The organism is Methylomonas sp. TEB (assembly GCF_047777895.1).
Taxonomy (GTDB): Bacteria; Pseudomonadota; Gammaproteobacteria; order Methylococcales; family Methylomonadaceae; genus Methylomonas.
Genome location: NZ_CP180476.1, coordinates 4,952,029 through 4,974,954, shown reverse-complemented (window position 1 = coordinate 4,974,954; position 22,926 = coordinate 4,952,029). Strand labels below are relative to the sequence as shown.

The following is a 22,926-nucleotide window of genomic DNA, read 5'->3' as shown; positions in this document are numbered from 1 at the left end:
TTAAAAATGCCAGGAGATTTGCGCCAGATAGCCGCGTTGAATCTGGCTGGCGACCGGTATGTACAGCACGTCGCTGAATTCAGGATGTTGATCATCCAGCAGATTTTGCCCGCTTATCGATAACTCCAGATTTTTGTGCGGATGCCAACCCAGCCGCAAGTCCAAGGAGATATAGGCCGGAATGCTGCGTCTATCGATATACACTTCATCGACATAGCGGGCCCAGGCATCCAGTTCGATTTCGCTGGTCAGGTTGTACAAAGAGCGCAGTGAGAGATTGTGTTGCGGATTGAAATGTTCTTCGGTGAGCGGATCGCGAAACCAGGGCTGGTTTTTATCGTAATTGACCGAGAATTGGTTGGCGCTGTAAGAGGCTTGTAGCCGCCAATCGTGGTTTACCCGGTAATTGAGCGCCAACTCCAGGCCGTAACTGTCCACTTGCCGGTAATTGGCCACAGTGGCCTGCTTGATGTTGCCGTACGTTGGGTTGTTATAGGTCACACTGGTAAATTTAGTGCCTTGCATCCGGTCATAGATGTTGTAAAACAAGGCGCTGTCGATATCCAGACTAGTGGAAACTTGCCAACGCCAGCCCAATTCGTAGGCCAGCAAGTTTTCCGTGAGCATGTCCGGGTTGGCTTTGGCTTCGAAAAATCGGTTGGTATCCGGGATTTGTTTGAATAAACGAATGCTGTGTTGCGCCCTATTCGGCAAGACTACGGCGCGCGACACCGCGGCCCACAGGCTGTGCTGTTTATTGGGTGTCCACAGTAGCCGGGCGTTGGGCTCGGTTTCCCAGCCGGTAAAGGTGAAATGCTCCACCCGGTTGCCCAGTGTTAGGGTCAGGTCGTCGGTCAAGCCGATTTGATCCTGTAAAAATACCCCGACATTGTGCTGCGTTAATTGCTCGGGTTCAAAACCCAGGGTCAGCGTGTTATCGAAACTATCGGAGATATTTTGATAGTTCACCCCCCACATCAGTTTGTGGTTGTCGATGATGGCCGGCAGGGTGTGTTGAAAGTCCAAATCGTAATGCGAGCGGCTCATCCGATTCACCGCCAGTTGCCATTCGGTTTGGGTAAACGCCATATTCAGTCGCCAGTCGTGGCCGCTGTCGGTGCGATGAGACCAATTGCCCTGCAAACTGCCCGTCACGCCGTCCCTGCCGAAATCATCGTTTTGCCACAGCGGCGCGTTCGTCGAGGTTTTGCCGATATAGTAACCGCCCAGCCGGTAACGGGAGACATTGGCTTCCAGCATCAATTTATCCTGGGCGCTGAGCTGGCTGTCCAGGCGGAAATTAGCGGTTTCGGTATCGCCGGTGTCGTGAGTGTCTTGCTGGCCGGCCAGATCGATACTGGCGTCGCGCACCATCGTGCTGATCGTACCGCGCAGGAAAGTGGATTCCGACAATTTCTGGCCGTAACGAATCCCGCCGAAACCGCGTTCCTCGGTGCCGCCGCCGGCATTGAGCAAGCCACCCTGGGTATCGCGGGCCGAACGGGTGATGATGTTGATAGTGCCGTTCACGGCATTGGCGCCCCACAAACTGCCGCTTGGGCCGCGCAATACTTCGATGCGCTCTATATCCGGCAGCGACGGGTTTTGCTGGCCCCAATACACGCCGCTGATCAACGGATCGTAGATGCTGCGGCCGTCTATCATCACTTGCAGTTTGTTGGCGTATAAATCGTTAAAGCCGCGCGCGCTGACCGCCCAATTCCAAGCATTGATTTTCGCTACATTCATGCCTGGCACCATGCGCAGCACTTCCGGGAGGCTGGTGGCGCCGGAGCGGCGGATGTCTTCCGAGGTAATCACGAACGCGGCGGCCGGGCTGTCTTTAACCGTTTGTTCTTGCCGCGCCAGGCTGGATACTTCCAGTTCGGTGAGTTCCTCCCAACTTAGCGGCAGCAATTCGTTGGTCGCTTCGATGTCGGCCGGGTTTCCTTGAGCAAGCACGTTGGCATGCACCAGGCAAAGCCCGCTGCATAGGTAGGCAAATTGACGCAGATAACGGTTAATCAGCATGACATTTGGGCTTGAAGAGGCAAGGTTCCCGTTATTATAAAAGCCTTAACCGTTAACTGGGCAAATCAGTTGATGATGGGTCAGGTCAATAGAGATCCATTACAAACTTGGCAGCTTGTGGGCTTTAAGAAAAGCTTCTCTCCTCGGGGGTATCGTAAAAGAGGGGTTTTGTTCCTTCTCCCTTCGGGAGAAGGTTAGGATGAGGGTTATAAATCAGTGGCTTACCGCCGTTCTATAAGCCTCTGCCGGGGGAGAGGCTTTTTTTTGGGAATTGGCTATTGATTCTTAGCGACGTCGAACCACGCTTAAAGCAAGGCTTCCACCGCCGCGCATTCCGCGCTAGTCAATTCAAACTCGAAAATAGCCAAATCCTCGCGGATATGCTCGGCGGATGTGGTGCCGGTTAAAGGCACGATGCCTATCTGCGTTAAATAGCGGAAGAATATTTGCGCCGGGCCACGCTGGTATTTTTCCGCCAGCGTTTTTACAGCCGTGTCAGCCAGGACTTTGGGGTTGGCCGTCAGCGTCCAAAAGCTTTGATAGACGATCTGCCGCTGCCGGCAAAACGCCCGCAGCTGTTTGTCGTAGCCGGTATCGGCATAAAACCGGTTCTGCAACACAGCGGGTTTAACCGTGGCGTTATCGTACAAAAATTCGAATAATTTAGGATCATAGCAATTGCTGATGCCCAGTTGCTTGGCACCGCCGCTTTGCTGAATCGCTTCCAATGCTTGCCAAACCTCCAGCAATTGCTTGCGGTCCGCCAGCGGCGAATGCAGCACCAGACCATCCAGATGATCGGTTTGCAGATTGTTTAACGAAACCTGGAAGGATTGCGCGACTTGCTCGGGCAGACTGGCTTTGGGGTCGTAAGGGATGCGTAACGGATCGTGGCCGTTCAGCGGCGTGAACTTGGTTTGCAAATATAGCTCGGACCGCGCCAAGCCCAACGTCCGGCAAGCCGCCAGTACACCTTCGCCAACCCCGGCCTCGTGGTAATGCTTGGGCTGGCAAGCCGTGTCGATGCCGCGAAACCCCAGCGTTAGCGCCTGTTCCACCAGCGCGGCGGTACGCTCCTGCTTCCAGGCCGTGCCGTAAATAATCCCCGGCATGCGCACCCCGGCGGCGGAGAGAATAAAGTCGTTGTCACTCATCACAGCTCCCGAAAAAGCCTTGATCTTCGGCGATCGCGGCCTAGGCGTCAATTACTGAGGTTTCTAAAAATACGTTCAGGTATCATCTGTGTTTGTTCAAAGGCATAACTTATTATGGTAGATTTATATGGCTTATAAATGCACGAGATTGAAGGCTATTCGATTGCCTACCTTTACTAGTTTAGATTGCCGGTTTGGTGTCAGATCGGCTTTTGGTTACATATTACTGTAATTTTTCTTTACCATCTGAAGGCTCCCTGAGGATAGTTTTATCCTCTGTTACCAAGGATTATCAGATACAAAATTTAATAAAGGACATGAAGAAATTATGTTGATCAAACATATCAATTTTAGCTTAATTCTATTAGCTTCCCTTGGTTCATCCGTTCAAGCTAGAGACTTGAGCTGGCAGTGTGAAAGTGGTAGTTGGGACAACGCTGAATGTTGGGCTCCCAATAATATACCGAATGCGGACGATAATATATTGATTTCCTCCGGGGCTAATATTTCAAGTAATTCGGTATATGTAAGTCATCCGGGGGCTATCTCCCATACCGGCGGGTATAATTCTATAGCTCATAACTTAATAAATACCGGGCGATATGCCTTAAGTGGTAATGCTGAGTTGCTGGCGGAACAGGAAATTATCGGTTATTTAGAAAGTGGTATATTCACTCAGCATGGTGGAACAAATAGAGTTACAAATCAACTTGATGTAGGCCTTTATACTAGCAATTCCACTCCTGGTTATTACACGCTTAACGATGGAAATCTGATAGTTTCTCAGGAAAATATTGGTATAGTAGGTTTTGGTGAGTTTACCCAAAATGGTGGTGTACATGACGTTGAGCATTTCCTTAATTTAGGATCTTACTATGGTAACAATGGCATCTATATTCAAAATTCCGGCCTTCTTAAGGCTGATTTTGAAAATATAGGCGACGCTGGGACAGGAAGGTTTGAACAAAACGGTGGTGTGAATACAGTAGGAGTATTAGGGATTGCGCAAAGTGGTGGTGGTTCAGGTAGCTATTTGCTAAATGGTCCAGGTCAATTATTGGCTAATAATGAATATATTGGTAACACCGGCGTTAGCGGCACATTTATCCAAAACGGTGGTTTAAATACTGTGAATGAACGTCTTGTAGTGGGGTTTCATACAAGCGGTAGTTATACTTTGAATGATGGATTAGTTTCAGCCTCCAATGAATATATCGGTATTTTTGGGGATGGTGTTTTTACACAACTTGGTGGGACTCACATTGTGAGCAACCAACTTATACTCGGTCTAAACGTCGGTAGCTCTGGGACCTACAACTTACAAGGCGGCTTACTGGATGTTTCTACTATTAATGCGGCGAATGAAGGAAATGCCAATTTCAACTTTACTGGTGGAAGGCTCGCAGTGGATACTTTCATTGGTAACCTAGTAAACAATGGAGGTGTGCTAGGACCGGGAAACTCCCCTGGAATCACGACGGTTCAAGGTGATTTTAGCCAATCTATCGATGGTACCTATGCCGTAGAGATAGGAGGGTTGCAGGCAGGCTCTGAATATGATGTTTTGAATGTTAGCGGTCGTGCAAGCCTGGGTGGTAGGCTGAGATTAAGTCTATTCGGTTTGGAAAATGGCTATGTATTGCAGGCTGGTCACAGCTTTGACATATTGACAGCGGTGGCTATTAGTGGGGCCTTTGACGACGTCACTTTTGATGATTTATCATCGAATCTCAGATGGAATATTGCCTATCTCGCCGATTTTGATGGTGATTTAGATGTCGTACGGTTAAATATTGCCGCAGTACCATTGCCACAATCTTGGCTAATGCTGTTGAGTGGTCTCGGCGTTTTTGTAGCATTAAAGCGCCGATCTGCTGGGGTGGCCTGAGTTAAGAGCCATAGGCTGGATATAGCAACGAGAAACCCAGTGAACTCTTTGAAATAACCGAGTTTATTTCCATCGTCACAGCTATTTGCATTAGAAAAATTTATCCGCTTCTCAGCTGGGTTTATTTGTCATTGAGCCCAGCAGCGGTAATGCAAACTCGCACCAGACTATATCAATTTGTGGAACTCGGCAAAGCTGGAGGCAATGCCGATTTTCGATTATGACTGATGTCGGCTAGGCCAATAGTCGACTTTCCGCCTCTACTAAAAGGCGCAAATCCGCGCCAGGTATCCTCTGAAAAGTCGATAATTATAGCTCATACAGAAGACTGGAAACAAAAGCATAACCGGTCACCTCATGCCCCCGCTGTTTTATAATGCCATTTTGAAGCATGGGCTATTGCCTGTACAGCCATGAAAAAAATCATCCAGAAAATTTCCGCCGGGCTCTCGGAATTGTCGTTACCTGAAAAAGCGCAGGCGCACTATGCTGCCGGGCGCTATAAGGAAGCGGGCGATTTATTCAAGGAACTGTTAAAGCAATCGGCCGACGCCGAAACCAAACGCTGCTTGGCCGATTGCTATCTGCAACGGGCCAGGGGAATGGCGGCCAAGGCCATGTTCAAGGAAGCCTGCGTGCTTTGGGAGAATTACGCGGCTAACGCGCAACCGCCGCTGCAAGCGCAAGACGCTTACCTGTTGTGGCTGTTGGCCGGCAAAAACGAGCGCAAAGCTTACGCCATATTGGATGGGTTGAATGCTCGGCAGTTGGACGAAGAGTTTCCGGTGCTTTCGGCTTATCTGGGGACGCTGCTGGTCTCCGGGAGCACGGAGTTGTTGCCGCATTTGCCCCAGGATTCCGCGCTGCGTAAACATTGGGAATGGGTCAGCGAAGCGCTGGCGGCGTATCGCAACGGCGAGCGGGAACGTTGCGAGCAGGCCTTGAAACCATTGCCGTTTCGTTCGGCGTTTCGCGATTTGCGCACTTTGCTGAAAGCCCAACTGCTGGAGGGCGCGGACATCGAACAAGCCCCGGCCCTGTTAGCTAAAATCCCCGACGAATCGCCTTATCAACCGCTGGCTAAGGCCTGCTTGGCGTGTCGGCAATCCGGCGCGGATTTCGTCGCCAGCCTGTCGAGTCTGGAACACAATCAGCGCCGCATCGTTGCTCAGGCCAAAAGTCTCAATGCCCGTCAAAGCCAGTTATTGGAAGCGCTGGTCAAACTTAACGGCCAGCCCGACACCAAGACCCGCTTCAATCTGGTCCTACAATATCGCGACGTATTCGGCAACGACGCCGCGCAAGCCTATTGCCTGGGGGCCTTGGCCGAGTATCCGGGCGGCGAGAAAGACTATTTCAAACACTTCGCCAGCAAGGACCCGTTCGAGGAAAACCGCTTGCAAGCCTTGTTGCACGAGCAAGCTGAAAACGCCTACGACGCCGGTTTTTTTTGGCAACGCTGCACCGATATTCTGAAACAAGACCGGCCGGCCAATGACCGAAAAATTGCGTTGATCCTCAGGCGCATGGCCGACAAGGCTTATTCCGGCGAAGCGGCCGCAATGTTGGCCGACAGCCTGGAGTACGACCCCGACGACCGGCAAAGCTATCTAAAACTGTTAACGGTTTACCAGGAACAGCGGCCGAATGCGGCTCAGTACGAACACTGGTTGGAACGTGGCCTGCAACGTTTTCCCGCCGATACCGATTTGTTGGTGCGGGCAGCCAAATCGGCCGCCACCCGAAAAGCCTTTAAAAAGGCGGCGGCCTATGCCAAAGCCTTGTTGCAGATAGACCCCGTTAATACCTTGGCTAAACAGCTATTGTTTGCCAATCATATGGCCCATGCCCGCCGCTTGGTGAAAGCCGAAAAATTTCATTTGGTGGAAAAGGAAATTCAAGCGGCCGAACAATTAACCATCGATAAAAGCCTGCGCCGCCAAGCCGAGTTGTTGCGCGGATTTTATCTGTGGCAGGCCGAGGACAAAGCCCAAGGCTTGCAACGCATCACCGATACCCTGGCAAGCCTGTATGACGATCCGGTCAATATGCATGTGCAGGCGCAGATCGAAGCCGGATTGCTGGAACTGCCGACACAGGGGCTTAGCCGCGCGCTGCCGGCGTTTAAGGACTATCTGCTGTCCGCCCCGCAATTGCAGCGGTTGATTGGCTTGCTGGATTATTACGACGAGCAATTGGACGATAACAGCTTGGTGCTGAAAGCCCTGGACAAAGTCAAAGCGCCGCTGAAAAAGTCGGTGGAATGGCTACTGGACCACGAAGCGCTGCTGCTAGCCTGGTGCCAGGCTTTAGAGAAGGTCGGCCATTTCGAGCTATTGAAGCACTGCGCCAAAATGGCTCAGGCCCGCCGACACACGCCGGCCTGGATGTATTACCGGACGCTGGCCGAATGCCAGGGCGATGCCAGCCACTTGGATTTAATGAGCTTATACCGCTTGAAAATTGGGTTGGCAGACGCGCGGGCGGATAACGACAACAGGACCGCCGGGTTGATCGCGCGCTTGCTCGAACGGGTCAGCGGCACTCCCGAGCCGCTCGAAGATGAAGCTGAAGACTTCGATCAGCCGTTAATCAGCGACGATCCGATAGAAGACTTGTTCGGCCCCATTCCGGATGCCATGTTCAAGCGCATCGAAAAGAAAATCGAGGAGATCATGCGCAAACGCGGTCCCGATTATTTCGCCGCCCAAATTATGCGTCAATACGGCGACCAGCTCGGCCAGCAACGTCTGGCGATCTTGTTTATGAACCAGGATTTCCTCTGGTCGGTGGCTATACTCGCCGGCGCGGAGGAACTTAAGGTCGAGATCGGCGTCGGTTTCGACGACATCCTCGCGCGATTTGAGAATAACTCCCCACAATATTCACTGCCTTTCAATTGAGTATCGATGATTTCACCGTACCGTATTCTGGGCGTGCCCGAACAGGCCACCGACGCCGACATCAAACAAGCCTATTTGCAGCGGGTCAAGGACAATCCGCCCGACCGCGATCCCGCGCGCTTTCGCGAAATCCAGGAGGCTTTCGAAGCGATCAAGGACCAAGACAGTCGGCTACGCCACGCATTGTTTGCCGTGCCGCGTGTCGAATTCGACACGTTGCTGGCGCAAGCCTTCGGCCAATCGGCTACTGGCGAGACTATGCCCGCGGACGATTTCCTAAAGCTGGCGAGCACGCTGACCATCGAAAAATCGCTCGCTCAATTGACTAAAATGCCATCATGACCACAGAAACCCCGCAAGGCGAGTTGCTGACAGCCTTGCAGCACTATCTACAGGAAACCGATTTCGCTCATCTGACCGCAATCGACCAACCGGATTTGACCGCCTTATTCAGCGATCTAGCCGGTTTGAAAACCGAAGTCAAAGCCGAGTCGCGGCAATTTAAAGCCACGCTGGATAGTTTGAGCGAGGCGGTTTCCACGCTGAAAGCTGACAATCAAGCCCTAGCGGAGGAACTGGCGAAAGCCAACGAACGCCTGCAGCAACAACGCCGGGAGGACGAGCGAGCCCTGCTGCTGGAATGGCTGGATATGTACGACCGGCTCGATGCCGGCTATCGGGCCGTGCGGCAGTATCGGCCGGTCGATGGCTTGTTCCGGCATTCCAAACCACAGGACGTGCGCTTCATCGCCAGCGTCGGCGAAGGCCAGGAAATTACATTGAAGCGCTTGGAACAGATGCTGCAACGCCGGCGGGTGTTTGCCATCGATTGCGTCGGTCAGCCCTTCGACGCGCGGACCATGACGACCCTCGCCATCGGCAACGATCCCGCGCAGGCAAACGCTGTCGTGCTGGAAGAACTGCGCAAGGGCTTTTTAATCGACGATCAAGTGCTGCGCTTGGCGGAAGTCAAGGTCAACAAACTTTAAGCATTCAGGGAACACACATGAACGACATCATCATCGGCATCGATTTAGGGACCACCAACTCGGAAGTCGCCATCGTCGAAAACGGCAAGGTCACCGTGATCGCCGACAGCGGCACAAAAATATTGCCGTCTTTCGTCGGGCTGGACGATAACGGCGAGATTCTGGTCGGCGCCAGCGCCCGCAATCAATACCTGATTTATCCGGAGCGCACCGTCAAGTCGATCAAGCGCCTGATGGGCCAGGATACCCGAGTCACGATGGCCGGTCAGGCTTACACACCGCAGGAAATTTCCGCGATTATCCTGAAACGCTTAAAAAGCATTGCCGAAGCCTATGTCGGCCGGCCGATAGCCAAGGCGGTGATTACCGTGCCGGCCTATTTTTCCGACGCTCAGCGTCAGGCGACCCGCGAAGCCGGCGAAATCGCCGGGCTGGAGGTGGTGCGGATGATTAACGAGCCGACCGCCGCCGCCTTGGTTTACGGTGCCGGCCAGCTCGAAGCCAAGCGCATGCTGGTGTACGACTTGGGCGGCGGCACCTTCGATGTGTCGGTGGTCAACGTGCAGAGCGGCGTGGTCGAGGTGCTGGCCAGCCATGGCGACAATCACCTGGGCGGCGACGATTTCGATCAACTGATCGTCGATCGCATCCTGGCGCATATTCGTCAGCAATTCGGCATCGAAGTCGAGCCGCATGGCAAAGCCATGGCGCGTATCGTGCGGGCGGCGGAACAGGCGAAGTTGGTCTTGTCCGACGAGCCATTCGCGACGATAGAGGAAGAATATTTGCTGGAACGCCAAGGTACGCCGCTGCATTTGACGATGGAATTGGCGCGTGCGGAATACGAAGACCTAATTGCCGACCACATCAACGCCACGCTGGACGCTACCCACATCGCGCTGAAGGGCGCGAAATTGACTGCATCCGACATCGACGAAATCATCCTGGTCGGCGGCTCGACGCGCACGCCGTGCATCCGCGAGCGCCTGTTCGAGGAATTCGGTTTCGAACCGCACGGCGAAGTCGATCCCGATCTGTGCGTGGCGATGGGCGCGGCGATGCAGGCGGCGATGATTAACGGCAAGGACATCGGCACGGTCTTGGTCGACGTAACGCCCTATACCTTCGGCACCTGCGCGGTCGGCTACCTGGACGGCATGCCCTATCCGTATCAATACATCCCCATTGTGCATAAAAACAGCGTGTTGCCGGTGCGCAAGTCCGAAGCTTTCGAAACCTATCACGACAATCAACGCGAAGTGAACGTGCGGATTTTTCAAGGCGAGGACCCGGATGCGTTGAACAACGTCGAAATCGGCGAATTTTTGGTCGAAGGCTTGTTGGACGTGCCGGCCGGCAACATCATCACCTTGACGCTGGACCTGGATTTGAACGGCATCTTGCATGTGTCGGCGCGGGAAAAAGCCTCCGGCAAGGAAAAAGCCATCACGATCAACAACGCGATCTCCCGCTTCGATAGCGGCGAACTGAGCAGCGCCAAACAGCGTATCGACGGCTTGTTCGGCGATTCGACCGGTGGCGAGGCGAATTCGGTTCCGGAAAGCCAGGCCATGGCTGCCGCGCGGCAAGTCATCAAAAAAGCCGAGTCGCTGTTCGAAACAGTCTCTGCCGAAGACAAGGAAGACATGGTGGATCTGATCGAAGCTATCTCGACGTGTCTCGAAAGCGGTGACGAGGTCGGTCTGAAACAGCCGGTCGAGCGCTTGAACGACATCCTCTACTACCTGGAATCGTGATACCGCGCTGCCCGGCTTGCAACGCCCGGCTCGGTGCGGCCACGGCGTGCCCACGTTGCGGTGCGGAGTTGCAGCACATCTTTCGTAGCCAACGCTTGGCCGAGCAGTGGCTGGGTGTCGCATTACAAACTACGCGGGCCGGCCGTTTGGCTATCGCGGTGCCGGCGGTGCTGCGCTCCTTGAGTTTCAAGCAAACGCCGGCAGCCAAGCTGTTGCAAGGCTTTTTGCTGCAACAGCTATATCGGGCGCTGTACGAAAATTTGGGCCGGCAGGATTGGCAAGAAGCGCGTGGCATTCTCAGTCTGTTACAAATGTTGCAAGCTGACAATGAAACCTTGCGCCGATTTGCCGAGATGATTGCCCAGTTGTCGGCGCAAGCGGAATCAAATCATAGTGTTGCTTAGGCTGTTAGCGGATTGCCGCTAAGCTACACATCCCGGCAATTCAAATCCTTTAAGACTTAAATTGGCGACAAGCGCAAGTGCGCTTGGTTATAGTGTCTGAGTCTAACTATCGGGAAATAATCGTGAAAAAACTCCTGCTTACGCTGCTGGCCATCCTGCTGATCATCGAGGAATGGTTGTGGGATTTTCTGTCGGCTTGCGGGCACTATCTGGCGCTACTGCTGAGGCTGGAAAGTGTTGAGCGTTGGTTGGCGCAAACTTCGCCGGCCATGGCCTTGCTGGCATTTACGATTCCGGTATTGATCGTCACTCCGCTGAATCTGGCTGCGCTGTCTTTGATAGTGCATGGCCTGTTGTTGCAAGGTATTTTATTAGAGGTGTTCGCCAAGTTACTCGGTACCTTGCTGGTATCACGGGTGTTTAAATTGACCAAGCCGCAGTTGCTGACCTTCGGGCTTATCGCTTTTGTTTATCACACCGTGATGGGTTGGCTGCAATGGGCGCATGCCAAGATTGTCGATACCGAGATTTACCGTTGGTCGCGGCAGGTAAAAGCGCAGGTTAAGGCGAAAGTGAAAGCGTGGTTGGGCTAAATTCTTGGCGGCTAATCGGGTTTCGGGCTCGTCAGCTTTTGCCGCTGTTTGAACAACACGTAACCGCAGCTGATCAGCGCCGCTATCATCAACATTGCACCGAGTAACTGCGCGAGTTTAGCCAGCGCATGATCCTGGGCCAATAGGCCGGATTCGGTCAGTAAATATTCCCAATCGTGAAAACCGTAAGGGGCGGAATGGCCGAAATTGCCGCCCAGCAAGGGTAACTGTCCGGCGCGGGCGTCGTTGATATACGGAGCAATGTCTAAAAAATTCTCGCCTACCCACCATAAACACAAGCTGGCGCCAAACGGATCACGGGTTTTTAGCAGCAAGGTCAACATGCAAATCGTCGGCATCAAGAGTTGCCCCAATGTGCCGCCCAGCGAGGTGATAAATTGCCCGAACGGCCGGAAAATCACATGGCCGGCTTCGTGAAACGGCAGGTTGACCAGATGCAGAAACGATGCGCCGACCGCGTTGTTCGCCAGGCCCGGCGTAATCAGCAACCAGCTCCACAGCAAAAATCCTGGTAATAATAGGCAGCGGCCCAGAAAAACGGCTTCGTTGTCCCGGTAGGTGTCGTCGCCAAATAGGGTGTCTGCGGGGGCTTCAAGATTAATGACAACTTGTTGATGTTCCGCCGCCGGGGAGTTTGTAACGCCGTGGTATTTGTAATATTTGGCAAAGACGATGCCGCAGTGCGGGCAGGTTTCCTCCGCGGGCGAGACATCCCGATGACACTTTGGGCATGGCTTCATGTTGGGGCTCCAGGCTTGGTGGGGGAAGATGAACGCAGCTTATTGCCCATAAACCTTAGCAGCAAGGCTGGGATTTTTTCTGTTTCGGCAAGGTTTTATTTGTGCGTAAGGTAGCTTGCCGAAGCAGCGAGTTTTTTGAGGTTAATCATGTTGGAACTGACATTTACCAGAGCCGGACCGGCTGATGCCGAGCAATTGGCGGAGTTTATCAATGCGGCGTATCGCGGCGAATCCAGCCGGCAGGGCTGGACCACCGAAGCCGATTTGCTGGATGGCCGGCGCACCGATGCGGCGGATATTCTGGATTTAATCGCCGGTGCGGGGTCTATGATTTTGCAGTGTCTGCGGCAGGGAGATTTGTTAGGTTCGGTGCATTTACAAAAAGTCGATCAACAGGTGCATATCGGCATGTTGGCGGTCGCGCCGGCTATGCAAGGTTTGGGGATTGGCAAGCGTTTGTTGGCGGCGGCGGAAGCAGAGGCCGTGCAAACTTGGGGAGTTAATCATTTGGTGATGGCGGTGATCCCCTGTCGGGCCGAGCTGATGGCGTTTTACGAACGGCGCGGCTATCGGCGTACCGGCATCAGCAAAGCGTTTCCGATAAATCCCGAGATGTGGACGCCAAAAGTGGCGGATTTGTCTTTGGAGTTACTGGAAAAGTGCCTGTAAGCCAGCTTGTTTAAGCGCAGAACTTAGGTCGGTAAACTAATGGTGGCAATCACTTGATTGCCGTTTCCAAGGTATTCCAGTGAGTCGAAACTCAGCATTCGCGACAAGGCTATGCCGCGGCCATGCAGATCGGAGGCGCGTTCCGGGGAGAAGTCCAGGTAAGGAGATGGATCGAAGCCTTTGCCCTGGTCTTTGATGGTAAAGATGGTCTGAGTGGGTGTTCTAACGATTTTAACCTGCACGAATTTGTTTTTATATTCGGGCAAACCCAGTCGGCGCTCGACTTCTTCCCGCCAACAACCTTGACTTACCAATTCGGTTTTTTCTTGATAACTAATGCCCAGATTGCCATGCTCGACGGCGTTGAGCAGCAATTCGGAAAGCCCGGTGGCGACCTTTTCCGGGTTGCATGACAACCCGGTCAGCAGTGCGGTCAAGCCATTGACCTCGCTCAAGGTCCGGAAAGAAAACTCCGCTTTTCTCAATAAACCCAGCGCCACCTTTTTGTTGCTAATCCGGGTTCTCAAAGTCTTGTGGCGGCGGCTGTCTTCCAGCGCTGCCGCTACGAAAGCCAGTAAAATTTTTTCGTCGTAGGGCTTGGTAAGGTAATGGTAAACCCCGGCTTGAATGCCTTCCACGATCGACTCCCGCGATGACTCACCGGTCTGGAAAATAACCGGCAGATCGCTAAAGCGCGGGTCAGCTTTGATCTTGGCCAATAAGGCCATGCCATCCATCTGCGGCATGTTGCGGTCGGTAACCACAATGTCAAAAGGCTTTTCGCTGCTGTTCAACATCTGCCAGGCTTCGAGCCCGTCCTCCGCGGATTGGACTTCGTAACCGGCAGATTGCAGATATGTGCGGAGGATGTCCCGCATCAGTTTCACATCGTCGGCGATGAGGATGCTGGCTTTATAGTCGGAATTGGATTTCAACGCCAAATCTCCTTGAGGCTACGGATAATGCAAACATTTTAGTAGCCTTGGCCTCATAGACAGTCTGCTGTGATAGAAAATAGCGTTTCGAAACAAAGTTTAGCGGGCAATCCCCATTTTGCCCACACAGTGAGTATCGATAATTTATTTTTGCGATTTTTCAAATATATGTTAAACGAATCACAAAAGCATACGGGCAAAAATGCCGCTTGCTTTTGGTGCGGTCGCGATTGTTTGCGGTCTCGGTTGGATTGAAGACGGAAATCGGGGGAAATTATGGTTAACAGATTGTATAGAGTGTTTGCCGGCATCGGCTTTTTGCTGGTTGCCAATGCTGCGATGGCGTTTAACACCTTTGATGACGGCAGCGGTGGGGTGTTGAAGTGGGGCGGGAGCAATACGCCGGGCACACCGGGCGGTACAATAAGTTGGGGCTTTATCCCGGCCGGCACCGCTGGGTCGGCTTATTGCGGCGATGCCTGCCCGGGCACCGCTCAAACCACGCTCAACATCGAAAATTCGCCGGGCACCGGTTACACCCCGGTGTTGCTGACGGATTTACAGGGCGCTATTGAAGCTGCGATGGATAAATGGGCCAGCGTCGCCAACATCAGCTTTGTCGGACCGTTTACAGATTCCGGATTAGCCATCAATAACCCAGCGGCCGGCAACCCGGATATACGCATCGGCGTATTTGCTTTTGCTTCCGGCGGCGGTGCGGTTGGCTATGCGCCACCACCCAACGGCGGCACCGGTAGCGGCGATATAATTTTTGATGCTAACTCTTTTTATGGCTTTCAACCGGGCAAGGATGGCGACACTTTTTTTCCGGGAGGCTCTTCTACCGCACCGAATGACTTCGAAAGTCTGTTGCTGCACGAACTGGGACACGCCTTGGGTTTGGCGCACCCGGCCGCCTTTGACAGTAGTTGCCCGGTGATGGAAGTGAGCGGTTCCTGTTTCGGCAAGATCAATCGTACGTTGGATGCAGACGACATTGCCGGCATTCAATACCTCTACGGCGCGCCTGCTCCGGTTCCATTACCTGCAGCGGTCTGGTCTTTCGGCGCGGCCCTGTTTGGCCTGTCATGGTTGAATCGCAAGCGCGATATAGCCTAGCTTGCGATAACTCTTTTGTATTCTAAGCTGCTTGGTTAGCCTTATCCGAATGTCTTCGATTAAGGCTAACCAGGTTTATTGAAGCCCGCGTTTTTAAGATCTAGCCCTCACGCATGTCTCAGCTGTAGTGAGCATTTTCAATCGGTTGCCACCGACTGCACGGGTTGTATCTTGCTGCAATCTTGGTTGATGAGCCGAGCGACACGGCGTTATGCCCCGGTCTCGGTTTCCTTATCCTCGTCCACCGACATATCGGAAATTTCCTTTAAACGGGCGACGGCTTTGAAATTGACGCTGCCTTCCGGGTACTGGCCTTCCGCATTGATAGTGCCGGCTTCTTGTCCGGTGAGCAGGCTCAAGGCTTCATCGACGCTGGATACGGTGTAAATGGCAAATAGGCCTTGCTCGACGGCATCCACCACTTGCTGTTTCAGCATCAAATTGCGTTTGTTCGATGCCGGAATGATCACGGCTTGTTTGCCGGTCAAACCGCGCGCCGCGCACAGTTCGAAAAAGCCTTCTATTTTCTCGTTGACGCCGCCGATGGCTTGCACTTCGCCGTACTGGTTGATCGAGCCGGTCATGGCAAAGCCTTGTTGAATCGGCGTGCGCGTCAGTGCGGAAATCAGGCAGCACAGCTCGGCCAGCGAGGCGCTATCGCCGTCGATGTGGCCGTAAGACTGCTCCATGGCAATGCTGGCAGAGATGGCCAACGGAAATTGCTGGGCATAGCAATGGCCGAGATAGCCGCTCAAAATCATCACGCCTTTGGAATGGATGGGTTGCCCCAGTTCCACTTCGCGTTCGATATCGACAATGCCTCGGGAGCCCGGATGCACGGTAGCGGTGATCCGCGCCGGCGCGCCGAAGCTGCTGCCGCCGATGTCCATCACGGTCAGGCCGTTAACTTTACCGATGGCTTCACCGTCAGTGTCGATCAGAATGGTGCCTTCCAGCATTTCTTCCAGAATCGCTTCGGCGATGCGGCCGTTGCGTTGTTCTCGCGCTGATAATGCCAGCTCAATTTCGGTTTTATCGATGTTAGCCGCGTTGGTTTGGTCGGCCAGCAGGTTGGCTTCGGCGATGATTTCCAGGCAGCTGTTGACGTGTGCGGACAGGCGTTGTTGATTTTCGGCTAAGCGGCAGCTGTATTCGATCAAGCGCAACAAGGCGCCATCGGTCAAGGCTTTGGCACCGGAGTCGGCGGCGTGGCGTTTTAACAATGTGACAAATTGGCTGACATTGCCCGGGCTGCGCTTGATGTGGTCATCAAAGTCGGCGAGCACCCGGAACATTTCGTTGAATTCGCTATCCAGCTCTTCCAGCAAATAGTAAATGTCGCGCGAGCCGACCAGAATGACTTTGACGTTGAGCGGGATGACGCCTGGTTTCAGCGTAATAGTATTAATGCCCAGTTCGGAGTACGGCGACTCGATTTCGATGCGGCCGGCCTGTAACGCACGTTTCAGGCCTTCCCAGACGAAGGGATAGGTCAAGACTTTTTCCGCATCCAGAATCAGATAACCGCCGTTGGCCCGATGCAAGGAGCCTGGGCAGATGCGCCGGTAGTTGGTCACCAAGGTGCCTTGGTCACTGATATATTCGATGCGGCCGAACAGGTTCTGATAGATCGGATGCGGCTCGTAGATTACCGGCGCGCCGTTGCCGTCGTGTTTGCAATCCACCAGGATGTTGGGCAGGTATTGCTCGATCAAAGCCGCGCGTTTGGCGATGATCTCGCGGCTGTCCTGGCTGCGGCTGGGCATCAGTAGCTCGCCGATGGTATTGCTCAGGCTTTTTTCGATCTCCGCCAGATAAGTAATCACGTCATCGACGTTTTGGTATTTGTCGTTCAGTTCGGCCAGCAGCGGCTCCAACGCTTGCTTGATGGTGTCGTTGTCGAGCTGGCGGGTTTCTTCCACCAGCGTGCGCCGCCATTGCGGCAGTTCCAGCAATACGTCGCCGAGAAATTCTTCCAACTCTTCAGTGTGTTGGTGGAAGGCGTCGCGCTCCGCTTGCGGCAGCAACGTGAATTGATCTTCGTCCAGCGCCTTGTCGTTGCGGATTGGTAGAAAAGTGATGGTGTCGCTGTCACGATACAGCGCCACGCTCATCTCGCGGGCTTTGGCGTCGACCAGATCGATGGCGGCGTTGTAACGCTGGTTAAAGCGGCGCTCTATCGCCGTCTTTTTTTGTTGGTAACTAGGGCTTTCGAAGGCGGCCGGAAAGGTGGCCAGAACGTCATCGATCAGCTTTTCGATGTCCTTGGCAAAACTATGCCCTTCCCCGGACGGTAATTCGATAGCCACCGGCTCGCGCTGATTCTCGAAGTTATCAACGTAGGCATAAGACAGCGGCGATTCTTGCTGTTCGGCATAGGTGCTTAAATAATGGCTGACCATGGACAGGCGGCCGGTGCCGGGGTCGCCCATCACGAAGATGTTGTAGCCCGGCGCCTTCATCGCAATGCCAAAGGCTAGAGCCGATTGGGCGCGATTTTGGCCGAGGATGACGTTGTGTTGTGCGCTTGGCGCGGCGCTGGGCAAGTCAATCGCCAGCTTCAGGGCCGAGACCGGCAATTTCAATTGTTCAAGCATGATGCGGGTTATTTGCTGTTAGGCATCGACAGCATGTGGCTCATGCGTTCGGCTTTGGTTTTCAGATATTCAAGATTGTCTTGATGAATGCGGGTTTCGATGGCGATGCGGTTGTTCACCTGAATCCCCAGCTTGGTCAGTTCGTCGATTTTCAATGGATTATTGGTGATTAGTTCGATGGAGCGCACTTGCAAGCTATTCAAAATCAGCGCGGCGATGTCGTATTGGCGCTCGTCGGCCAGGTGGCCAAGCTTGATGTTGGCATCGACGGTATCCAGGCCTTGGTCCTGCAAATTGTAAGCCTGGAGTTTTTTCAGCAAACCGATGCCGCGGCCTTCCTGGCGTAAATAAATCAAAACGCCGCAGCCGGCGGTGTTAATCAAATCCAGCGCCATATCCAGCTGTTCGCCGCAATCGCAGCGCCGTGAACCCAGCACATCGCCGGTAAAGCACTCGGAATGGATGCGTACCGGCACGTCTTCCTTGCCGGCTACTTCGCCTTTCACAAAGGCGACGTGTTCTTTTTTATCCAGGTTGTTGCTGTAGTAGTGCAGGATGAATTCGCCGTGTTTGGTGGGAATTCGAGTTTGAACTTTGTCTTCTATGCTTGCTTTCACTGCTGTGTGAGTCCTCAATCTGCGGCATTAAGCGGCAATTGCCCGCGACTGCTTAGCGGCAGAAGCGATGTTCATATGCCTGGAGCCTTTCGTAATTGCTGAGTTGGCAACGATTACGAAAGGCTCCAGGCCAGCGTGTTTGGCTTTGCGGCTATAGCGAGTTTTGTCGGCGAAAACCTGCGCTTTGTTGTACTGATGGGCGAATTTCGCCACCGGGTTTTTGCCGGGCTTGTCTTGCAAGTCCTTGTTGGGGTTTTGTTTTCTCATGCTTTTTTCTCCGCAAGCTATTAAAATAACGTTTTATTTGAACATAGATTGCCTGTGAAATTCCAGAAAGACTTTGATGTGATCGTAGTGGGTGGTGGCCATGCCGGTACCGAGGCAGCCTTGGTTGCTGCCCGTTCTGGTGCGCAAACTCTGTTGTTATCGCAAAACATTGAGACCCTAGGGCAGATGAGTTGCAACCCGGCCATCGGCGGGATTGGTAAGGGACATCTGGTCAAGGAGGTGGATGCGCTGGGCGGCATTATGGCGCAGGCCATCGATATAGGCGGCATCCAGTTCCGTATCTTGAATGCCAGCAAAGGCCCGGCGGTACGGGCGACCCGGGCGCAGGCGGACCGGATGCTTTACAAGCAAGCGGTGCGCACAGCGCTGGAAAATCAGCCCAATCTGGCGCTGTTTCAACAAACCGTATCCGATCTGATCGTGCAGGGCGACCGCGTGACCGGTGTCAAAACCCAAATGGGGCTGGAGTTCAACGCCAGAGCGGTGGTGTTGACCGCCGGTACCTTTTTGGCGGGCCGTATCCACATCGGCTTGGAAAATTACAGCGGCGGCCGCGCCGGGGATGCTGCATCGATTGCCTTGGCCGAGCGTTTGCGGGAGCTGCCGTTTCGTATTGGCCGTTTGAAAACCGGTACCCCGGCGCGTATCGACGGCCGCACTATCGATTACAGCAAGTTGCAGGAACAGCACGGCGACACGCCGTTGCCGGTATTTTCGTTCATGGGTAGCCGCGAACAGCACCCACGGCAAATTTGCTGCCATATCACCCGTACCAATCAAGAAACCCACGACATCATTCGCTCCGGTCTGGATCGGTCGCCAATGTATTCCGGCATTATCGAAGGCGTGGGGCCACGTTACTGTCCGTCCATTGAAGATAAGGTAGTGCGTTTTGCCGACCGCGATTCACACCAGATTTTCGTTGAACCGGAAGGTTTGACCACCAACGAAGTCTATCCCAACGGCATTTCCACCAGCCTGCCGTTTGATATTCAGTATCGATTCATCCGGACCATGCTGGGTTTCGAGAATGCGGAAATCGTGCGTCCCGGTTATGCGATCGAGTACGATTTTTTCGATCCGCGCGATTTGAAAACCTCGCTGGAAACCAAGCATATGAACGCACTGTTCTTCGCCGGCCAGATCAATGGCACCACTGGCTACGAAGAAGCTGCTGCCCAAGGCTTGATCGCCGGTTTGAATGCGGCGCGTCTGGCCAAAGGCCTGGAAAGTTGGTGTCCCGGCCGTGACGAAGCCTACATCGGCGTGATGATCGATGATTTGATCACGCGCGGCACCGCCGAGCCGTACCGGATGTTTACCAGTCGCGCCGAATACCGTTTGCAGCTGCGCGAAGACAATGCAGATCTGCGTTTGACCGAACAAGGTCGAGAACTGGGCTTGGTTGACGATGCCCGCTGGCAGCGCTTTGAAGAAAAGCGCGAGGCCATCGCCAATTTGCAAGGCAAGTTGGCTAAAAAATGGATACGCACCGAATCGGATGAAGCCGCGCTGGCCGAGCAATTGTGGGGCAAAAAGCTGTTGAAAGAAGCCAGCCTGATGGAAATGCTGCGCCGGCCGGAAGTGGATGTCGAGAATCTGCTGCGTTTCAGCGATGAAGTCGAAGTCGACGAACAGGTTGCCGAGCAGGTGGCGATTCAAGCCAAGTACGCGGGTTACATCGATAGGCAACAAACCGAAATCAACCGTACTCAACGTTACGAACACTTGAAGTTGCCGGAAAATGTCGATTACAGCCTGGTGTCGGGGTTATCGAATGAAGTCAGCGAAAAATTGAAAAAGCAGCGCCCGGAAACCTTGGGGCAAGCCTCGCGGATTCCCGGCATTACCCCGGCGGCGATTTCATTGTTGTTGGTGCATTTGAAAAAGAAAAGCGCTTGATGGACGTCTGTCGCGAAAAACTGGAGCAAGGCTTAAGGGCCTTGTCGCTGGAGATTGGTGGCGAGCGAATCGACGCGCTGCTCAATTTCGTCAAATTAATCGTCAAGTGGAACAAAGCCTATAACCTAACGGCGGTGCGCGATCCGCTGGAGATGGTCAGTCTACACATTCTGGATAGTTTGGCGATTCTGCCGTATCTTCATGGTTCGCGTGTTGCCGACATCGGTACAGGTGCCGGCTTGCCGGGCATTCCTCTGGCGATTTGCCGGCCGGATTGTCATTTCACCTTAGTTGACTCTAATTCCAAAAAAACCCGCTTCGTTCAGCAGGCCGTACTTGAGTTAAAGCTGAAAAATGTCGAGGTCGTGCATAGCCGAGTTGAACTGCTGGAGCCGGCAGAATTATTTTCCACGGTGCTTTGCCGGGCGTTTGCCAGCATGCCCGACATTCTGCAACTCACCGGGCATTTGTTGGCGGAGGATGGTGTGCTGCTGGCGATGAAAGGTCAGCAGCCCGAGCAAGAGCTGATAGACTTGGCCGCAACATACAGCGTGATTTCGCTGACGGTGCCCGGCATAGACGCCGAACGCTGCCTGATTCGACTGGAGAAACCCAAGTATGGCTAAGATTATCGCGATTACCAACCAAAAAGGCGGCGTCGGCAAAACCACCACTAGCGTCAATCTGGCGGCGGCTTTGGCGGCAACCAATCGCAAGGTGTTGTTAATCGATCTGGACCCGCAAGGCAATGCGGCGATGGGTTGTGGCGTGAATAAGGAAGAAATCGAATATTCCAGCTGCGAGCTGTTGCTGGAAGAAGTGCCGGTTTCCGAGATTGTCGTGAAAAACAAGCAACTGGGGTTTGATTTGATCCCCGGCAATGCTGATTTAACCGCTGCCGAAGTGCAATTGATGAGCGCACAGCATCGTGAACGGCGCCTGGCAGACGCTTTATTGGCTATAAAAGATCAGTACGACTACATCTTGATCGACTGTCCTCCGTCCCTAAATATGCTGACCCTAAACGCGATGGTCGCCGCCAACAGTGTGTTGATTCCGATGCAGTGCGAATATTATTCGCTGGAAGGTCTGTCGTCATTAATGTCGACCTTACGCAGTATCCGCGATAGTGTGAATCCCGGTTTGTATCTGGAAGGCATATTGCGAACCATGGTGGATAGCCGTAGCCGCTTGGGTAAGGATGTTTCCGACCAGTTAATCGAATATTTCGGTGACAAAGTCTTTAGGACTACTATCCCCAGAAACATTCGTCTGGCTGAGGCACCTAGCCATGGCGTGCCGGTGTTGGCTTACGATAAAGCTTCACGCGGCGCGATGGCATACATCGCGTTGGCGGGTGAAATGATCAGAAAAGAAAAAGCGGCAAAAAAATGATGCAAAAAAAACGCGGTTTAGGGCGAGGTTTGAGCGAGTTGCTGGGCGACGTGAGCGCGCCGGTGCCGGAAAAATCTCAAGACACGCAAAGTTTGCCTATCGAGTTTTTACAGCGCGGCAAGTATCAGCCGCGCAAGGATATGGATCCGGAGAAGCTGAAGGAGTTATCCGATTCGATTGCTGCGCAAGGCATTATCCAGCCCATTATCGTCCGCAAAATAGATAGCGAAAAATACGAAATCATCGCCGGCGAACGCCGTTGGCGGGCGGCGCAATTGGCCGAGTTACAGGACGTGCCGGTATTAATCAAGGATTTGGATGATCGTTCGGTGATGGCAATCGCCTTGATCGAGAACATTCAGCGCGAGGATTTGAATGCGCTGGAAGAAGCCGAGGCTTTGCACCGCTTGCAGGACGAATTCGAACTCACCCATCAGCAGATCGCTACTGCGGTAGGCAAGTCGCGCACTACGGTCACTAACTTATTACGCTTGCTGGAACTGGCTGGCGAAGTGAAAGGCATGTTGGGCAAGGGTTTGCTGGAAATGGGACATGCCCGCGCCTTGCTGGGGTTGGACGAAGCCAAGCAAGTGGAAATTGCCAACAAAGCTGTGAAACAAGGCTTGACCGTCAGAGCGGTAGAAAAGCTGGTGCGCGAACAGCATGAAGATAAGCCTGCGGTAGTAAAAAAAATAGATCCGGATACCTTGCGTTTGCAACGCGATCTGAGCGAACGAACCGGTGCCAAGGTGGAAATCAATCATCAGAGCAGCGGCAAAGGTAAATTGATTTTTACTTACACCAGTTTGGAAGAGCTGGAAGGCATCATAAAGAAAATCAATTGAGTGCTTCGGGGCTGGCAAATGTCGTATTTCGGTCATGGTTCGGTGCTTTGTCGGATTTGCTACAATGCCGTTTTGGGTA

At 53.4% G+C, this 22,926-nt stretch carries 20 protein-coding genes; 13 read left to right on the top strand and 7 right to left on the bottom strand.

What is annotated here, in order from left to right:
* Both ACMXD4_RS22620 and ACMXD4_RS22615 read right to left on the bottom strand, forming a co-directional pair.
* Positions 1–2,031 carry a TonB-dependent receptor plug domain-containing protein gene (locus tag ACMXD4_RS22620; RefSeq protein WP_171696999.1) on the bottom strand — a complete coding sequence of 677 codons (2,031 nt, stop codon included), beginning with the start codon at positions 2,029–2,031 and terminating at the stop codon, positions 1–3.
* Between the two features lie 305 nt (positions 2,032–2,336).
* Positions 2,337–3,185, bottom strand: a complete 849-nt coding sequence (locus ACMXD4_RS22615) for an aldo/keto reductase family protein (RefSeq protein WP_171696998.1) — start codon at positions 3,183–3,185, stop codon at positions 2,337–2,339.
* 328 nt (positions 3,186–3,513) lie between these two features.
* Between ACMXD4_RS22615 and ACMXD4_RS22610 the strand changes: the two genes are divergently transcribed.
* The 7 genes from ACMXD4_RS22610 (at position 3,514) to ACMXD4_RS22580 (ending at position 11,719) form a co-directional block, all read left to right on the top strand.
* Complete coding sequence (locus tag ACMXD4_RS22610; RefSeq protein WP_415879451.1) at positions 3,514–5,073, top strand: hypothetical protein; 1,560 nt, start codon at positions 3,514–3,516, stop codon at positions 5,071–5,073.
* 413 nt (positions 5,074–5,486) lie between these two features.
* Positions 5,487–7,976, top strand: coding sequence for a hypothetical protein (locus ACMXD4_RS22605; protein WP_415879450.1), 2,490 nt, complete (start codon positions 5,487–5,489; stop codon positions 7,974–7,976).
* Positions 7,977–7,982: 6 nt separating this feature from the next.
* Positions 7,983–8,318, top strand: coding sequence for a J domain-containing protein (locus tag ACMXD4_RS22600; protein WP_415879449.1), 336 nt, complete (start codon positions 7,983–7,985; stop codon positions 8,316–8,318).
* Positions 8,315–8,965, top strand: coding sequence for a nucleotide exchange factor GrpE (locus ACMXD4_RS22595; RefSeq protein ID WP_415879448.1), 651 nt, complete (start codon positions 8,315–8,317; stop codon positions 8,963–8,965). Before ACMXD4_RS22600 ends, ACMXD4_RS22595 begins: the two co-directional genes overlap by 4 nt.
* 17 nt (positions 8,966–8,982) lie before the next feature.
* A complete protein-coding gene (locus ACMXD4_RS22590) occupies positions 8,983–10,722 on the top strand; it encodes an Hsp70 family protein (protein WP_415879447.1) in 1,740 nt (579 codons plus the stop codon).
* Complete coding sequence (locus ACMXD4_RS22585; protein WP_415879446.1) at positions 10,719–11,126, top strand: hypothetical protein; 408 nt, start codon at positions 10,719–10,721, stop codon at positions 11,124–11,126. Before ACMXD4_RS22590 ends, ACMXD4_RS22585 begins: the two co-directional genes overlap by 4 nt.
* Positions 11,127–11,248: 122 nt before the next feature.
* Positions 11,249–11,719 carry a hypothetical protein gene (locus ACMXD4_RS22580; protein ID WP_192392320.1) on the top strand — a complete coding sequence of 157 codons (471 nt, stop codon included), beginning with the start codon at positions 11,249–11,251 and terminating at the stop codon, positions 11,717–11,719.
* Positions 11,720–11,730: 11 nt separating this feature from the next.
* On the opposite strand, the gene ACMXD4_RS22575 is transcribed toward ACMXD4_RS22580, so the two are convergent.
* Entirely contained in the window at positions 11,731–12,480 is a 750-nt protein-coding gene (locus tag ACMXD4_RS22575; RefSeq protein ID WP_415879445.1) for a zinc ribbon domain-containing protein, read from the bottom strand.
* Positions 12,481–12,627: 147 nt separating this feature from the next.
* Here ACMXD4_RS22575 and ACMXD4_RS22570 point away from each other — a divergent pair, with 147 nt between their 5' ends.
* The gene (locus tag ACMXD4_RS22570; RefSeq protein ID WP_415879444.1) at positions 12,628–13,149 is read left to right on the top strand and encodes a GNAT family N-acetyltransferase; all 522 of its coding nucleotides are present in this window, start codon (positions 12,628–12,630) and stop codon (positions 13,147–13,149) included.
* Between the two features lie 23 nt (positions 13,150–13,172).
* Here the strand turns inward: ACMXD4_RS22570 and ACMXD4_RS22565 are convergent, their stop codons facing one another.
* Complete coding sequence (locus ACMXD4_RS22565) at positions 13,173–14,084, bottom strand: response regulator (protein WP_415879443.1); 912 nt, start codon at positions 14,082–14,084, stop codon at positions 13,173–13,175.
* Positions 14,085–14,360: 276 nt separating this feature from the next.
* Between ACMXD4_RS22565 and ACMXD4_RS22560 the strand changes: the two genes are divergently transcribed.
* Complete coding sequence (locus ACMXD4_RS22560) at positions 14,361–15,203, top strand: matrixin family metalloprotease (RefSeq protein ID WP_415879442.1); 843 nt, start codon at positions 14,361–14,363, stop codon at positions 15,201–15,203.
* 209 nt (positions 15,204–15,412) lie between these two features.
* On the opposite strand, the gene ACMXD4_RS22555 is transcribed toward ACMXD4_RS22560, so the two are convergent.
* From ACMXD4_RS22555 to ACMXD4_RS22545, 3 genes are read right to left on the bottom strand one after another with little or no spacing between them, the layout of a single operon-like run.
* Entirely contained in the window at positions 15,413–17,800 is a 2,388-nt protein-coding gene (locus ACMXD4_RS22555) for a Lon protease family protein (RefSeq protein WP_415879441.1), read from the bottom strand.
* Positions 17,801–17,808: 8 nt separating this feature from the next.
* Complete coding sequence (ribA, locus tag ACMXD4_RS22550) at positions 17,809–18,417, bottom strand: GTP cyclohydrolase II (RefSeq protein WP_415879440.1); 609 nt, start codon at positions 18,415–18,417, stop codon at positions 17,809–17,811.
* Positions 18,418–18,444: 27 nt separating this feature from the next.
* On the bottom strand, positions 18,445–18,684 hold the full coding sequence (locus ACMXD4_RS22545; protein WP_415879439.1) for a hypothetical protein: 240 nt from the start codon (positions 18,682–18,684) through the stop codon (positions 18,445–18,447).
* A gap of 54 nt (positions 18,685–18,738) precedes the next feature.
* Between ACMXD4_RS22545 and mnmG the strand changes: the two genes are divergently transcribed.
* From mnmG to ACMXD4_RS22525, 4 genes are read left to right on the top strand one after another with little or no spacing between them, the layout of a single operon-like run.
* Positions 18,739–20,607, top strand: a complete 1,869-nt coding sequence (mnmG, locus tag ACMXD4_RS22540; protein ID WP_415879438.1) for a tRNA uridine-5-carboxymethylaminomethyl(34) synthesis enzyme MnmG — start codon at positions 18,739–18,741, stop codon at positions 20,605–20,607.
* Complete coding sequence (rsmG, locus tag ACMXD4_RS22535; protein ID WP_415879437.1) at positions 20,607–21,233, top strand: 16S rRNA (guanine(527)-N(7))-methyltransferase RsmG; 627 nt, start codon at positions 20,607–20,609, stop codon at positions 21,231–21,233. Before mnmG ends, rsmG begins: the two co-directional genes overlap by 1 nt.
* Entirely contained in the window at positions 21,226–22,002 is a 777-nt protein-coding gene (locus tag ACMXD4_RS22530) for a ParA family protein (protein ID WP_415879436.1), read from the top strand. Before rsmG ends, ACMXD4_RS22530 begins: the two co-directional genes overlap by 8 nt.
* Entirely contained in the window at positions 21,999–22,847 is an 849-nt protein-coding gene (locus ACMXD4_RS22525) for a ParB/RepB/Spo0J family partition protein (RefSeq protein WP_415879435.1), read from the top strand. Before ACMXD4_RS22530 ends, ACMXD4_RS22525 begins: the two co-directional genes overlap by 4 nt.
* Positions 22,848–22,926: the final 79 nt, after the last annotated feature.